The sequence below is a fragment of the Dokdonia sp. Dokd-P16 genome, assembly GCF_003095655.1.
Classification (GTDB): Bacteria; Bacteroidota; Bacteroidia; order Flavobacteriales; family Flavobacteriaceae; genus Dokdonia.
The window spans coordinates 3,100,738-3,116,559 of record NZ_CP029151.1 but is presented as its reverse complement, the minus strand read 5'-3'; the positions used below and the strand labels follow the sequence as shown (position 1 = coordinate 3,116,559).

The following is a 15,822-nucleotide window of genomic DNA, read 5'->3' as shown; positions in this document are numbered from 1 at the left end:
CTATCAATGTAAGAATTAAGATTAATCTTCTGATCCCCATGGAGCCCCAGGAGTTTCTATAGGCTTTGTGAGGTCCATCACAACCGTAAATAATCGATCTGTGCCTAGTCTTCTTAAATTATATGTAAATGAAGATTCATCTATAGTTATCCACCATACATTAGTCACTGCGCCAGGGATCATTTGCTGTGTGTGGACATCTGCAGGAAAAAATTGAATATTAGCTTTTCCAGCATTACTAGCAGTACCTCCATAAAAGTTTACTTCATCCTCGCTACCATCTTCGTGTCGATGATCATGTTTTAACGAGATAATACCGTCATTCATTGTCAGTATCCACGTACGAGATTTGTCATCACCTACAAAAAATGGGATTCTAATCTCGTTTTCATTACAAGAACGAACATGCATGGTGAGTTGTTTACCACCGAAAGCCTCATCTTCTTTAGGTTCTTCAAGTACTCCTTGGTATGCTTTACCGCAATGAGCCTTGAGCTTATTCCAAAATTGTAGAGAAGGCAGCTCTGTTTGTGAAGTGGCAGAAACTGAAATTAAACTGATTACGAGGAGAAAAAGAAGCTTTTTTATCATTCTCAAATGTAATTAAATTAAGTAATGTGCAGCTATTTAATATTTAAGAGCTACTGTAAAAAGTTTTATATCAACACTTTATAACACAATAATTACATCTTTTTTCGTATTTGAGTACTACATCTATAATTTTACGCATTTAATCGTATTTAAAAAGAATTAAGCAACCATGAGCTATGTATAATCTTACAAATTAAAAATATGCAATATACTTATCTTGCGGGCAATGTTAGAATCCCAAATCAACGCATTGACATTTAAGATTACACTATGAACTACAAAAATCACCTCTTAGCAGTAGCTTGCACCATACTCGGTAATTTATCGTTAACTGGGCAAGTTGGAATAGGTACTACCTCTCCAGACCCATCAAGCATGCTCGATATCACTTCTACAGAAGCAGGTATTCTCATTCCAAGAATGACAGAAACTGAGAAAGAAGATATTGACTCTCCAGTAAAAGGGCTGTTGGTTTTTCAAGATGATGGAAATGAGGGTTTTTGGTATTTTGATGGTACTATATGGGTGCCTATTGATAATAAGGGTGAGTTTATAAGTATAGGTGGTGTTATAAGAAATACCACAAATAGAAAGGTTGACGACTTTGTAGTAGGAAGCACTACTCTTGAAAATATCACTGGAGGTGATGATGATAGACGTCTATTTTTTGATAAAAGTAGAGGAGCCTTTAGAGCTGGATATAATGACGACGATTCATGGGATGATTCAAAACGAGGAAATTATAGCGTAGCGCTAGGCTATAATACTATTGCTAGCGGTCAATTTTCCACAAATATTGGTCGTGGAGGTGATACTTCAGGTGATTATGCTGTTTCCTTAGGACGTGATAATATTGCTTCAGGACAAGGTGCTACAAGTTTTGGATATTCTAATGAATCATCTGGGGCATATAGTACAACGATGGGTCGAAATACGACCGCTACAGGCGATTTCTCAATAGCCGGTGTAGTTGCTAGTACCGCAACAGGTCTACATTCAATTGCTTTAGGAAACACAAGTAAAGCAACAGCCGAGAACTCATTTGCTCTAGGACGTCTCAATCAAGCTTCAGGACTTAATAGTATTGCATTTGGATTTACAAATATTGCTAATACAGATGGTGCTATAGCAATAGGTAGTGAATCTAGAGCTACTGGTGATCGTAGTGTTGCCTTAGGTAACAACTTGCTTGCGCGTTCTTATAGTGAAGTTGCCGTTGGTTTATATAACACAGATTACACACCAGCGTCGACATCTATAACTGTAGGTGAAGATCGTATTTTTAGTGTAGGAAATGGTTTTAGGACTGGTGGCGTTACCACATTCAATAATGCACTCACCATCTTAAAAAATGGTCACGTAGGTATAGGCACAGATACTCCAGGAGAAGCCCTGGAAATACATGGAGATGATAACTTTAGTGGGGATGCAGATTTTGATGCTCACAGTTACGGAACAAACATTACTTCATTTCACATACGTAGCGCTTTTGGTACACAAAACAATCCCACTGCTGTATCAGGTAAGGCGAATGCAAACTTCTACAACATGGAAGCTCAGGGTTATGATGGTACTGCATATCGTAATGCATCTGCTATTAGAATGGGTTCTATGGCAAATAATCGTACTGGAGCTTCAGACATGCCAGGTCGTATAGACTTTCATACATCAACAGACGGCACTATTGACAATAAATTGAGAATGCGTCTTGATGATAATGGAAATGTAGGGATAGGTACAAACAATGCTGTCTTAACTGAAAAACTAGAAGTTAATGGTAAAATTAAAGCGGTAGATGTAAACTTTTCTGGGTTGCCTGTTTTTGCAGGTGACGCTGCTGCTGCAACTGGCGGACTTACTCAAGGTGATATGTATAGAACAGCAGGTGGAGCTTTGAGGATCAAGCTATAAATTATTACTATTTTCCTTAGTCTTTTTGAAAACTGTTTACATGAACAACCACATTACTTTGACTCAAATGATAGTTGTGCTCTAACAGTAAGCCTACTATTTCCTATTTCTAAACCAGTTAAACTCTGTACTCTTAATCACATAGCCTAGTCTGATAATACTACTAGATTTTTGAAAATCAAGTAATGACTCTGCTTGACCTAAATACCACTCAAGCATGATGTATTGGTTAAGTTTACTTGTTTTAAAAGGGTTGTAATATAATCTAGAGCGCACTACACCTCTGCCATCAAAACCTAGTCCTTTACGTAGCATAAGATTTAACGTGAGCTTATCATGCTTAATCTCATGATTAATATGCACTTCCCCTACTCCTACATAGTCTAATAAGTCTGCATTACTTTCTTGGTAACCAAAAGGTAACCAGAGCTCAAATCGTGCCGTAGTATTTTTAAAAAGAGGTGTTGTGTATCCAGCGGTAATACGATTCCAACTGCGAGAAGATATACTGTCTCTGCCGTTAGATTCATGCTCAAATTCAAGTGATGCTATACCTCTTAATTGATTATCCTTATTGAAAATAGCTTTACCTATCGCGATAGAGGGATTAAAATTTACATCTCTAAAAGGTAATGACTCTTTATAAATATTCCAGAATGCCTTTTGTGTATACGTCAAGTACAAATAGGACTCAAATGGAAGTAAATCTCTTGAGATAATTTGCTTGAAACTTACTTGATACTTAGCGTCTGCGCTATTGCGATCTATATCTCTATTAGTTGGTAAGCCGGTTACAAAGTAATTATCTTGGTAACTAGAAAATGAAGGTAAACCTTGTAAAGAATCATTAAATTTTTCACGTGTGATTTCTTGTCCAAATGAAAGGCCGTAAGATAAGAGTAGAACAATTATGAGAAGTTGTTTTTTCATCATTTTAAGATATGAAATTACTAATGTAAAAGCTAAGCTATTGTAATTTAATACTTAAACTGAATCAGTGAAAGAAAAAAACAACTCTCTGTCCTTAGATCCTATTTCCTTTTCTTCTTCTTTGGAAGTGCTTTAGGCTCGATACTTTTAAGAACAGATGCAATGCGCTCTGCCATAAGTTTATCAATAAGTTCTTCCTTAGTCAAGTGATGAAAAACTGCGTGTACACTCTCTTTTAGCTCCGTAGCAATTTCTCTGTTAGGCTTCGTTTTGAAGATTTTCTTAGCCCAAAGCACCGTATTATTATCCTCTATTTGTTGTGGTGACGCTTTCGCGAAAGCGGAAAAAGAAATACCTAACTCATGTTCAAACTCAGGGATTTCTTTTAATTCCTCTTCTTGTAATATCGTAAGCGCATATCCAGTTGCACCAGCACGAGCCGTACGACCACTTCTGTGTACGTACATGTCGTAAAATTCTGGAAGGTGGTAATTTACTACGTACTCAATCTCCTTTACATCAATACCTCTAGCAGCAAGATCTGTTGCTACCAGAATGTCAATATGCCCTTCTCTAAACTGTCCCATCATACGATCACGTATGGGCTGACTTAAACTTCCATGGATGGCTCCCGAAGAAAATTTATTAATTGCTAGATTTTTGGCTAGTTTGTTTACTGCTGCTTTTGTTTTACAAAAGATAATACCTCTCTGCCCTATTCTTGAGTTCAAGAAATGCATTAATACGTCTAGTTTTTCAATAGGCTCAACAACTACATATTCATGTGTAATTTTCTGACTACCTAGGGTTGCCATTTCGGCACTCACTTCTATTGGGTTTTTAGAAAGGTAGTTTTGAACTATTTGTTTGATTGCTCCTGGCATAGTAGCAGATAACAGAAAAGTCCTTCTATTATTAGGCATTGCAGTAACAATAGTATCAAGACTATCTTTAAGAGAGCTCACCATCTCATCTGCCTCATCAAGCACAAGATAATTGGCTTGCGTGATATTGATAGCTTGGCGTTCCATAAGATCTATAAGACGTCCAGGTGTTGCTACAATAATTTGAGCAGGTTCCTTAAGTCGCTCTATTTGATCTTTTACAGTTACACCTCCATAAAAAACAGCAGTGCTCACCTCAGGAAGATGTGCAGCAAGTGCCGCAATATTAGATTGTATCTGTTGCCCTAATTCTCTTGTAGGCACAAGAATAACTGCTTGTGTAGTTGGGTTTGTGCGATCTATAAGCTGTAATAACGGTACCCCAAAGGCAACCGTTTTTCCAGTCCCAGTTTGTGCGAGCGCTATGACATCCTTTTTGGATGTGAGCATTGCAGGTATAGCCTGCTGCTGTATATCTGTAGGAGAAGTAATCTCTAGTGTTTTTAAGGCTTCTTGGATAGCATCCATTACACCTAATGCTGTGAAAGTACTTGTCATAGTCTCAATATTTATTAAATAATAATCTCCTCTTAACAATGAAACTCAATAGCTATTTCAGTAAGAGGATGTAATAATCTTATGCTTCTTGTAAGTGTCTTTTAGACTTACGGTAGTTATGCTTAGGGTAAATGTTGCGTTTTGCAAAACGATTAAGGTTTCCAGCATTTACCATCTTAATATATATAGGCTTCGTAACTCCAAAGTACTCATAAGTAGTCCCATCTGTAAATGTGATTTCTAGTAGTAATCCTTTGTGCTGGTAATCTGCGATAGCGGCATTAGTTATCGTCTCTGTATATGCTTCTAGGTTTGCAGCTTTGGTCTCTGGTGCCATGCTTACTAGAAAGTGGTAACCATCAATAATGCGACGGCTTTGTATCTCTGCTTCCTCTTGTTTTGCATCACCATCTTGAAACTTATCTGGGTGCCATTCCTTTACAAGGTTACGATAGCTCTTTTTAAGCATTTTTAGGTCAATTTCTTTTTCAACTCCAAAGAGTTTCTTGTACTCATTTATTCTCTTCATAATCAGGGCTTTTATCAGAGCGCGAAAGTACTTCTTTTTAATGTAATTTAATAAATTATAAAAAGTTAATAGCGAGGACACTATAAATAAAGAGTAAACAAAAAAAAGCCTGTCAGTGATGACAGGCTTTTCTATTAATTGAAAGTATATATAACTTAGATAACTTTTACGTTAACTGCATTTAATCCTTTGTTACCTTCTTTAAGGTCAAACTCCACTTCGTCACCTTCTCTAATCTCATCGATTAATCCAGAAATGTGTACAAAATGGTCTTTTTCAACTCCTTCTTCTGTTATGAATCCAAAACCTTTAGTGTCGTTGAAAAATTTTACTGTTCCTTTACTCATTGTATTATAATTTAATTTATTAATAATTAGTGCTAAGCAAACACAGTGCCACAATCTACAACCATCTATTTATATCCTATAACTCAAAATGCATCAAATGCCATTTACTGTACTATAATAGGACACAATTCTTTTAAGATATTTTTTTGAAATAAAAATATAGTCTTTAAGAAACACGATAGCAATAAGATAATTTACGACTCGTAATGAACGCCTACATAGATATCTTAAAATAAGATAATTACCACTAATTAAAACGCGTTTCAACAAAATTAAATTCTATAGATTTTTAAAGATTTCCAACAGTTCTGGACAACAGACGATTACTGCATGTATCGTTAAACTATTTATAAAACGTTCAGCCTTAGATTTTTGTTAACATTTTGGTTTTTAAATTTACGAAAACAAAAACATCAAAAGCTATGCAACACACTAATAACAACATCTTAAAAAGTCTCAATGATTTAATTGAATATTCAACAGATTTTAGATTTCAACGTAGTACTAGCTTTCAGCAACTGCATGTTGCACTGATAAAACATTTTTTTAATGCCTCATCTGTTGTTCTAGATATCGATACTAATAAAGTTTGTTTAGGTCTAGATGTACTAAACAAAGGTGCCGAGGTGACTATTGAATATGATAACCTAGAAAAATTCTTGAAGTCATGTGTTCGTAATAATCCAAGTAACGTAGCATTTTACAAAAATATACTACACTACTACGCAAGCAATGCAGCAGTAGCTTAATAATAATTCCAAGCGGTTCATATGAGTCGCTTTTTTTTGCGCTTTCGCGAAAGCGTAACATGAAAATACATCAACGCAATGATCACTTGTTAATTCTTAAAAAACAGGGGTTTATTGCCAAAAATGTATTAATTAAAACACAATCTAATTATAGTATTATTGCTTCATCAGATTTGTCATTATCTTTATATCACAACAATCAAACCCACTTAATTATGAATAATAACACAAAAGGTATATTAGGACTAATCGCTGTAGCAGCAGGAGCTTTAGGATTATATAAATATAAGAAAATGTCTCCTGAAGAGAAAGCTGCTTTAAAGGACAAAGCAAGAAAAGCTGGAGACACTCTTAAGGAAAGCTACAATGAAGTTGAAGACCAAGTGTCTGAAAAACTTACGAGCTTAAAAAATGCTTTAGAGCGCGAGACAGCAAAAGCTAAGAACTCTGTAAATAGAAATATAGATCACGCAGAAGATGTAATTGACATTACTGCAGAGAATATTGAAAAGACGGTAAAGTCGTAAAACGATTTCAGTTATAAAAAAGTCCCATCTACACGATGGGACTTTTTTGTTTCTAAAAGTTCGGTTATACCCTACCTCTTCTAAAACGCATCTTCTTTGTTTGCGTCTTATCATTTTTGCGTACACTATTTATAAAATACACACCGCTCAGCAATACACATGCTGCAATAATAGACTGAGTAGTGATATTTTCATCTAGAAAATACCAGCCCAAGAATAAAGCAACAACGGGATTTATATATGCAGAGGTTGCCACTTTTTCTGTTGAGACATTTTTAAGTAAGTAATTGAACGAAGTAAATGCTGCGATACCTCCAAAAATAATAAGGCACACCATGGATATCTGTGCACGCGAACTCCAATCTACCGGAGAACTCCATGTTTCCCCTATAATAAGACTCCACGTCCATAATAAAATACCAGCGCTTACCATTTGATAACCGGTTGTAATAAAGAAATTTTTAGGTAAATCTGCTTGGGCTACAAACAAGCTTCCTATACTCCAACTCAAAATACAAGTAAATATCATTATAATTCCTAGGGTTGCTCCTTCTTGCATCGCTATCTCTCTTTGAGAAACCAGTAAGTACATTCCTATTAACCCTAAGGCGACCCCTATGATTGATTTGAGCTTTAAGCCTTTTTTCTGAACTATACGCATTAATAAAAGAATTGATAATGGCTGTAAGGCCGCAAGTAGCGCTGCAAATCCGCTGTCTACATACTTGAGTGACCATACAAATACTCCATTCCCATACACTAGAAAAAAGAATCCGGCTAGCACAGAGTTGCGCAACTGCTTTTTTGATATTTTAAGTGATTTACCACTTAGTCCCGCTATAAGGAATATGATCAGTCCCGCTGTAGTAAAGCGCAAACCCGCAAGCATAAAAGCTGGAACTTCGCTTACGACAATTTTATTCCATAAATAAGTAGATCCCCAAAACACGTAAATTGAGAAAAAAGCAAGAATGGCTAGGTAGGTTTCCTTCTTCATAGTAATATCTTGAAAAGGTTAAAAAATATAGGCTACGAACTTAACTATTTTAAGAACACGGAGTATGTCTTTATTTTAAAATAACAACACCAATAGAATTTGTGATTAATTCAAGTAAACTGCGTTATTGAGTAGTATCTTTACTTTTATTTACAAACTATCTTGGACGAAATACGCACCTATATAAACCAGTTTGCTCCCGTATCTGATATAGATTGGGAACTTTTTACATCAAAGCTTGTAGAACGCACGTTCAAAAAGAAAGAAACCATTCTTAAAGCTGGTGTAACAGAAAACTATATTTCCTTTATCAAAGAGGGTTCTGTACGTTTGTTTATACCTAAAGAATCATCAGATAAAGAAATCACCTTTGGTTTTTGTTTTGAAAACCAATTTGTGAGTGCATATGATTCGTTTTTAGTTCAAGAACCATCTGATCACTCTGTCCAGGCGCTTGTTGATACCGTGATTTTGAGTGTTTCTCATAAAGATTTACAAGAAATTTACGAGAAAACAGCTATAGGTAATCTTATAGGCAGACTTGCTGCCGAAAATCTTTTTATCACAAAATCAAAAAGACTGCAATCACTCCTAGATCAAACTGCCGAAGAACGTTATTTGAGCATCTTTAAAGAACGCCCTCAGTTACTTAAAGAAATTCCTCTTAAATATATAAGCTCTTACATAGGCGTCACACCACAGGCTTTGAGCCGCATACGCAAACGTATTAGTTAATACAGGTTCATTGTGTGGCATTATTTGTGAAAGTACCTTTGTAAAAAAAAATGCTTATAATATTCTTTATAGTAATCCTCTGGTATAGCGGGTTATTTTTTCAGTCATTCTTTCTACATAGATATGCAGCTCACCAGACATTTACAATGTCTAAAACCACAGAAAAAATCACATTTATATTAACCTGGCTTTTTCAAGGACCAAGTTACTTAAGTGCTTATGGTTATGGGATTATGCATCGTATGCATCATGCTTATACAGATACAGAAAAAGATCCCCACTCCCCTTCTTATGATGCAAATCTATTTGCAATGATGTGGAAGACTAAGACTATTTATCAAGATATAAATAACGATCGTATTGAGGTAGACCCTAAGTTTAAGAAAAACGTACCACAGTGGAAGAGTTTTGACAATTTTGCTAGCTCGCGCTTATCGCGCTTACTTTGGGTAGGTTTATATATCGCTTTCTTTGCCGTATTTGCAACAGCGTGGTGGCAGTGGTTATTATTACCTGTTGCCTTTGCAATGGCTCCTATACACGGAGTGATTATCAACTGGTTTGGTCACATTCTAGGGTATACAAATTTCAAAACTAAAGACACTTCTAAGAATTTATTCCGCTTTGACTTCTTAATGATGGGAGAAGCATATCATAACAACCACCATAAGTTTGCGGCTAGGCCTAACTTTGGAGGGATACACTGGTATGAGATTGATGTTACTTATGTAATTATGAAAGTATTGCACCGTACAGGAGTGATAAAAATGAAACCCATCACGATAGATGTGCACTCACACCATTAAAAATCGACCATTCTGTGAGCAAACGTATTCTTAAGTTCCCCCAGCTTAGGTGATATGTAACGCTCACAGAAGGGTTTATTTGGGTTTTTCTTATAATAATTTGTAATCTCTTCTCTTGAAGGATCAAAGTCTTTAAAAGGCATTACGGCAGTAATTATCCTCTCTTCGCTGCTTTTTTGTAAGGTATTTAATACCGCTTTCGCGAAAGCGGTATCCTCATCATTATAAACATACACTGCAGATCGATATGTATCTCGCATGCTGTGCATCTTTGTACTCTTATGTGTAAGAAGGTGAATTTCAATTAAGACCTCCAACGGTATAACGTTCCTATCATAATGCACAATAACAGCCTCAGAAAAGGAAGCGTTTATACCCTCTGAAGCAATATATCCTTGTTCTACAGTCAGAACACCACGCAATGATTGGAAAACCGCCTCTGTGCACCAGTGACAGCCACCTCCAAGCCCTATTTTATGTATTTCCTTATCTTGCAATTAGTCTAGGTTCAATAAAGCAGACGTTCGTTTTAACTCACGGTTAAAATGCTCTTTTGTTATTTCCTGCTTATAGCTAGGTACAATCTCACTCAAACGTTGTTTGCCCTCAGCAGTTTCCATAATCTCCGGAAATGCCTTCTCGAGTACGTCTAGCATAATTCGAGGCGCTGTAGATGCTCCTGGCGATGCACCAAGTAAACAAGTAATTTTCCCATCAGAACCGCTTACAATTTGAGTACCAAATTCAAGTTTTCCGCCTTTAAACTCATCACGTTTTATAGTCTGTACTCGCTGTCCAGCTACTTCTATGCGCCAGTCTTCATTCTTTGCATCCTTTATAAAAGTGCGTAAGTCTTTCATGCGGTCGTCAAAATTCATGGTGATCTGACCTATCAAATACTTAGTCAAATCTAGATTGTGCCAGAAAGCACCGAGCATAGAAGGTATATTTTTAAAAGTAACACTATCAAGCAGGTCAAAATTAGATCCTTCCTTTAAAAACTTAGGACTAAAACCAGCAAAGGGACCAAACATTAATTGTCGCTCTCCATCTACATATCTAGTATCTAGATGCGGCATGCTCATAGGTGGTGCGCCCTCGCCTGCCTTGCTGTACACCTTTGCATAATGCTGATCTATAATATCTTTGTTTTTACAAACAAGCCATTCTCCACTAACAGGAAAACCACCAAAACCATCTTTCTCTTCTATCTCAACAGTTTCTAGCAGCAGTAAAGCACCACCACCAGCACCTATAAAGATATGATCTGCTTCTATAGATTGCTTAGTTCCTGTTTTTAAATCATTTGTAATTGCTGTCCAATTCCCATTTTCAAGCGGATCGAGATCTTTAACTTCTTTATGGAAATGCACAGGAGTATCAAATTCTGTTTCGAGAATCTCATATAATCGCTTTGTAAGTACGCCAAAGTTTACTTCTGTCCCTCGGTCTATACGCGACCCTGCCATCACCTCATCCTCTGTGCGCCCCCTCATGATAAGCGGGAACCACTCCTTCATTTTTGATACATTACGAGTAAACTCAATAGTATCAAACATAAAGTGATCTTTAAACGCCTCATAACGCTTCTCTAGATAATCTGCGTTCTTTTCTCCGGTTACCCAACTGTGATGTGGGATAGGCTTTAAAAATGCCTGAGGATCCTCTATAAGACCTTCTTCTACAAGATGCGCCCAGAATTGTTTTGTGATTTCAAACTGTTCGCAAATTTTGATTGCTTTATCAATTGATACAGTCCCATCACTTTCTTCTGGACAATAGTTGAGTTCGCAAAGAGCAGAATGACCCGTTCCAGCATTATTCCATGCCGCCGAACTTTCTTGAGCTACATCTCCTAATCGTTCTAAAATTAAGATGCTCAATTCTGGTTTTAGCATCTTGGCTAGCAATGCCAGATTTGCACTCATAATTCCTCCTCCTACACAAATGAGGTCGTAATGTTGTTTTGGGATAACTCTAGTCATAGTAAATTTTTACACTCTAAAGATATTAATAAGCTCGTTGAGTTTGAGCAAAACATAAGAAAAAGAATGAGTCGGTAAAGATTGTAAATGATAACAAATACGCTTTCGCGAAAGCTTAAAAAGGCGACACAAAAATCTCACATATATTATGAACCTATACTTTTAGTCTTGTCTAAAAATTAAGCCAATACAGCAATCAAAATCCTCAAAGTGATTACTCTTTTCACTATGCACATATCATCACAAATTAACTTAAAATCCCAAAAACCAATCTTAAATAATTATTAACTATGCTTAATTTATTACTTTATATAAACCTCACAACTAATTGATTTAAAATATATTATTTTAATATATAAGGTAATATAGATAACGTCTATAGTGGATGATTACTGAAGATTCGTTTAGCACTCATTTGCTAAACAAAAGTCTTAAACAGGTATTATTTATTGAGTAGAAGGATTCAAAAATTAAGTACACTTTGCTCTCCATTTTGCTTTATGATTTTCCGAAACTTACTAGCTCTATATCCACAATGTATGGCACAAAAAAGAGGCGATGATTATAAAATCATCGCCTCTTTCAAGTATTAATTTATGTATCTGAAGTTACTTTAGAAGTCCTTCTATTTTCTCAATTACACCTTCTACTGCTCTTTCTCCAGAAACCATTGCTGCATTTAATGATCCATTTAATAAATGATCTCCAGCAAGAAAAATGTTATTGGTAAGCTGCGTTTCTGATGGCGCGCAATTGTTACGGAGATTGTTAAGCTCAGGTAATGCTTTTCTTATTTCATAAGATTTGAGAAAAGTAGCTCCTTTAATACCACAATATGTACTAAGCTCAGATGATACCATAGCGCTCAGCGCTTCTATGCTCAAATCGCTATCATCTACCACGGTAACAGATAATAAACTTTTTGCACCTGTTGTAACAGTTTCTAGCGTGTCGTGATAGAATATGTTGTTTATTCTAGTATTCTCATCTGCCACAAGACCTATGAGCGGCTTACGGTCTTTAGGGGCATCTGCTTCAAAGTATAAGTTTACACATGATTTCCATGGAGTTTCCTGACCTCTGAGGTTAGGAACTATGTGACTCGCCTCTGTTGCAATGATGATATAATCACTCTCTAAAACCTCGCCATTTTCTAATGTTATTGTCTGGCCTGAGATTTCTTTTACAGCGGTGTCTAGTTTAATCTGAGTAGTAGCTAGCTGCTCTTGCAATTGTTTTGGTATCGCTCCAATACCTGCTTTTGGCAATGTTGCCATCCCAGTACCAAACATTTTATAAACGAACTCAAACATCCTGCTAGATGTTTCTAGTGAAGATTCTAAAAATATCCCACTAAAGAACGGCTTAAAGAAATCTGTAATCATCGATTTACTAAAGCCTTTGTCTTGCAAATACTTCAAGGTAGTCTTTTCTTCCTCTTTAAAAATATCCTCGAGCGATTTCTTCTTAAGACTTTTATTAAGTTTCAAAATTTTGACCTTATCCCCCAGTGTACCTATAGATGAACTCATAGTAGGGACAAGCATTTTGAGACTACGTGTAGGGTCTCCTATAGTTTGCGAGTTTCTATTTTTGTAAATAGTAGCTCCAGGTAAAAAAGATTGTAACTCTAGCTTTTTGTAATCGAGATACTCTTTGGCTTTTGGGTAGCTTTCAAGTAACACCTGAAAACCGTGATCTAGTTGGTATCCTTTTACAATATCTGTTTTTACACGTCCCCCTATGCGATCTGTAGCTTCAAGAATTATAGGTGCGTAGCCTTTCTTTTCTAAGTTAATAGCTGCAACAAGGCCGCTTATTCCAGCGCCTATGATGTAAATCTTCTGGTTGGTTTGATTCATAACTCAAAAATAAGGGTAAGTATGTATTGTTTGGCCTGTTGGCTTGATAATTCTTAGACAATAAAAAATATGCTAGCTGTGATGTAATTTTATTCTAATAAGAAATTGTTTCACATTTTCGCGAAAGCGAACTTACGTTAAAATGGATATCCAATAGCAAAGTTAAAAATAGGTTCATCAAATTTAAAATCCCATCGCTCGCCCTCAGGCAATGATGGGTCATGAAAAGGAGCAGCGAGATCAAAACGAATCACAAAGCCCTGCACGTCTACTCTAAGGCCAAAGCCACCGCCTATTCCTAATTCATTGATAAAATCTGATGTAAACTTATCTTTACCCTCAAGTTCTTCATTTTCTGTACTATTCCAAATATTTCCAGCATCCACAAAAAAGGCTCCTTTGAGATAACTAAAAATCGGGAAACGGTACTCAGCATTTGCTTCAAGCCTTATATTTCCTATTTGATCAAAGAAATTTCCGCTAGATTGATTTCCAGAAGAAGTGCCAGGACCCAAAGAGCGTATTCTAAAGGCACGCACACTATATGGACCACCAGAGTAGTATTGCTTTACAAACGGTAATATCTCTGAGTTGCCATACGCGTACCCATATCCCGCAAAAAGTCTCGTTGCGATTTTTTGCTCATTTGCCATATTAAAATGATACCTAAAATCTACATCTAACTTAGCAAACTGTGCATATTCTAGTCCTATAAATGTTTTGTTCTGTGTATCTGGATTGTCTTTTCCTAGCAAACTAATGGCGTTACCTGCAAGTTCAAAGTTAGAATTGAAAAATATTTGATGTGTTTTTTGGGTGTCTACCATCCCATTATAGGTAAAACTGTAATTGAGCCCTGCAATAAATTGTTGATCAAAACTCTGTCTTAACAAGGGATTTGCAGTGAGTATATCTTCAAACTCTGTCGTAGTATTAGAGAGTCTCGTATAGCTCACAGAAATAGGATTAATACGGTGTGTGACATATTTATTTGCATCCCACACATAACCAAATCCAGCATTACCAGACAATAATGTGTATAATCTAGAACGGCTCAAATAATCTACACCTAGTGCTGCCACTGTTTTAGGGATGTTGTACTCAAAAAAATCTGCTGGGATGTCAAAAGGAAAAATCACTCTTGGAAATACAAGTTCGCTAGCCAGACCAAGTTCTATACTACTCAATGACTCTCCTCCACCTAGTTGAACTTCATAGCCTGCAGATCCTGTAATATTAAGAATCTCCCCACCATTAAAGAGATTTCTGTTACTATAGGTTAGTGCTAGTCCAGGTCCAGCAAAATTATTAGACTTAGTTACTGCTTGCACTTCTGCTCTTATGGCTCGTTTATTTAAAGGTGTTAAGTAAATATTAGCCTCAAGAACACCTAAACTATCTGTGCGCAAGCTATCAATCTCGTTATATTGAATATTTACAAACTTGTAAGCTCCTATCGTAGAAAGACGCCTCGCCGTGTTGCGGGATACGTCTGGATGATACAATTGCCCTTCTTCAAGTTGTACAAATGGCGCAAGGTATTTAGGTTTAAAATAAAGCTCTTCTTGGATAAAATTTAAACTATCATAACGAACAACATCTGTATGCAGTGAGTCCTTAAGCGCATAATTAGGATACACATTAATCTTGCTTATTTTATAGGGAACAATGACCTTATTAGGCACATCCTTCTTAATCTTTAAGAACATATCAAAACGCTTATTGCTGTATTGATTGGTATCAATCTCAAATATTAAAAACGAAGGATTGAAGTTGTAATATCCTTTTCTTTTAAGAAGATAATCAATACGATCGCGCTCAAGTTTGAGATTAGACAAGTCATATCTCATGCCTTTTTCAAGCGGTGAAGAAGCAACTGTACTTATCATCTCTCTATAAATAGGCGGTGACAAGGTATCTAATTGATACGTCTCCATGCGATATGGCGTAGGTACTTTGAGGTTGTAAGTAATAGATGCTCTTTTTTTTGTCTCGCTTTCGCGAAAGCGTGAACTCACCCTACTATAAAAGAATCCTCGGTTTTCTAGTCTGTTACGTAGTAAGGATTCTACTTCAAATTCTTCTACATCAGATTGATATACAGGCTCCTCTCCTATCTTTTTATTGAGCCATTTATTCATTACCCCTGGTTTTTCGCGTTGTGCTTTGTAATAAACACTTAGATTCGGATAACCTCCTAAAATTTTAGAATTAGGTGTAGGTCGCAAGACGCCCTCAAGCTCCGTCTGTAGCGAACTTTGATTTGTGATGGTGCTATCTGGGGTTATGATAATTTCGGCGCCAGTATATAAGCGTTCTCCCTCTGGAATGTACTTTTCAACACTACAAGATGCACACAAAGCGATCAAAACTAGAGCTGAAAAATATGTAGATAATCGGTATTGCACGTG

Annotated in this window: 15 protein-coding genes; 5 read left to right on the top strand and 10 right to left on the bottom strand. The window is 36.4% G+C overall.

Translation table 11 applies throughout. From position 1 onward, the window contains the following. Positions 1 to 21 precede the first annotated feature (21 nt). Positions 22 to 591, bottom strand: a complete 570-nt coding sequence (locus tag DCS32_RS13840) for a hypothetical protein (protein ID WP_108878817.1) — start codon at positions 589 to 591, stop codon at positions 22 to 24. Between the two features lie 270 nt (positions 592 to 861). Here DCS32_RS13840 and DCS32_RS13835 point away from each other — a divergent pair, with 270 nt between their 5' ends. Further along, complete coding sequence (locus tag DCS32_RS13835) at positions 862 to 2,502, top strand: hypothetical protein (RefSeq protein WP_108878816.1); 1,641 nt, start codon at positions 862 to 864, stop codon at positions 2,500 to 2,502. Positions 2,503 to 2,598: 96 nt separating this feature from the next. Here DCS32_RS13835 and DCS32_RS13830 read toward each other — a convergent pair whose 3' ends face one another. From DCS32_RS13830 to DCS32_RS13815, 4 genes are all read right to left on the bottom strand, one after another. Next, positions 2,599 to 3,435, bottom strand: coding sequence for a phospholipase A (locus DCS32_RS13830; RefSeq protein ID WP_108878815.1), 837 nt, complete (start codon positions 3,433 to 3,435; stop codon positions 2,599 to 2,601). A 98-nt stretch (positions 3,436 to 3,533) separates the two neighbouring features. Further along, positions 3,534 to 4,874, bottom strand: a complete 1,341-nt coding sequence (locus DCS32_RS13825; protein ID WP_108878814.1) for a DEAD/DEAH box helicase — start codon at positions 4,872 to 4,874, stop codon at positions 3,534 to 3,536. 79 nt (positions 4,875 to 4,953) lie between these two features. Then, positions 4,954 to 5,403, bottom strand: coding sequence for a KTSC domain-containing protein (locus DCS32_RS13820; protein ID WP_108878813.1), 450 nt, complete (start codon positions 5,401 to 5,403; stop codon positions 4,954 to 4,956). A 155-nt stretch (positions 5,404 to 5,558) separates the two neighbouring features. After that, the gene (locus DCS32_RS13815) at positions 5,559 to 5,750 is read right to left on the bottom strand and encodes a cold-shock protein (protein ID WP_108878812.1); all 192 of its coding nucleotides are present in this window, start codon (positions 5,748 to 5,750) and stop codon (positions 5,559 to 5,561) included. Positions 5,751 to 6,172: 422 nt separating this feature from the next. Between DCS32_RS13815 and DCS32_RS13810 the strand changes: the two genes are divergently transcribed. Next, positions 6,173 to 6,499 (top strand): hypothetical protein, encoded by a 327-nt coding sequence (locus DCS32_RS13810; RefSeq protein ID WP_108878811.1) that lies wholly within the window; start codon positions 6,173 to 6,175, stop codon positions 6,497 to 6,499. Between the two features lie 215 nt (positions 6,500 to 6,714). Then, positions 6,715 to 7,026, top strand: coding sequence for a YtxH domain-containing protein (locus DCS32_RS13805; RefSeq protein WP_204161779.1), 312 nt, complete (start codon positions 6,715 to 6,717; stop codon positions 7,024 to 7,026). A 64-nt stretch (positions 7,027 to 7,090) separates the two neighbouring features. Here DCS32_RS13805 and DCS32_RS13800 read toward each other — a convergent pair whose 3' ends face one another. Then, positions 7,091 to 8,023 carry an EamA family transporter gene (locus tag DCS32_RS13800; protein WP_108878810.1) on the bottom strand — a complete coding sequence of 311 codons (933 nt, stop codon included), beginning with the start codon at positions 8,021 to 8,023 and terminating at the stop codon, positions 7,091 to 7,093. A 162-nt stretch (positions 8,024 to 8,185) separates the two neighbouring features. Between DCS32_RS13800 and DCS32_RS13795 the strand changes: the two genes are divergently transcribed. After that, positions 8,186 to 8,758 (top strand): Crp/Fnr family transcriptional regulator, encoded by a 573-nt coding sequence (locus DCS32_RS13795; RefSeq protein ID WP_108878809.1) that lies wholly within the window; start codon positions 8,186 to 8,188, stop codon positions 8,756 to 8,758. 50 nt (positions 8,759 to 8,808) lie between these two features. After that, positions 8,809 to 9,564, top strand: coding sequence for an acyl-CoA desaturase (locus tag DCS32_RS13790; protein ID WP_108878808.1), 756 nt, complete (start codon positions 8,809 to 8,811; stop codon positions 9,562 to 9,564). On the opposite strand, the gene DCS32_RS13785 is transcribed toward DCS32_RS13790, so the two are convergent. From DCS32_RS13785 to DCS32_RS13770, 4 genes are all read right to left on the bottom strand, one after another. After that, on the bottom strand, positions 9,561 to 10,061 hold the full coding sequence (locus DCS32_RS13785) for a peptide-methionine (S)-S-oxide reductase (protein WP_108878807.1): 501 nt from the start codon (positions 10,059 to 10,061) through the stop codon (positions 9,561 to 9,563). The two genes, DCS32_RS13790 and DCS32_RS13785, sit on opposite strands and share 4 nt — an antisense overlap. Beyond that, positions 10,062 to 11,549 carry a malate dehydrogenase (quinone) gene (gene mqo / locus DCS32_RS13780; protein WP_108878806.1) on the bottom strand — a complete coding sequence of 496 codons (1,488 nt, stop codon included), beginning with the start codon at positions 11,547 to 11,549 and terminating at the stop codon, positions 10,062 to 10,064. Between the two features lie 608 nt (positions 11,550 to 12,157). After that, on the bottom strand, positions 12,158 to 13,411 hold the full coding sequence (locus DCS32_RS13775; RefSeq protein WP_108878805.1) for an NAD(P)/FAD-dependent oxidoreductase: 1,254 nt from the start codon (positions 13,409 to 13,411) through the stop codon (positions 12,158 to 12,160). Positions 13,412 to 13,548: 137 nt separating this feature from the next. Then, the gene (locus tag DCS32_RS13770) at positions 13,549 to 15,819 is read right to left on the bottom strand and encodes a BamA/TamA family outer membrane protein (protein ID WP_108878804.1); all 2,271 of its coding nucleotides are present in this window, start codon (positions 15,817 to 15,819) and stop codon (positions 13,549 to 13,551) included. Between the last annotated feature and the right edge of the window lie 3 nt (positions 15,820 to 15,822).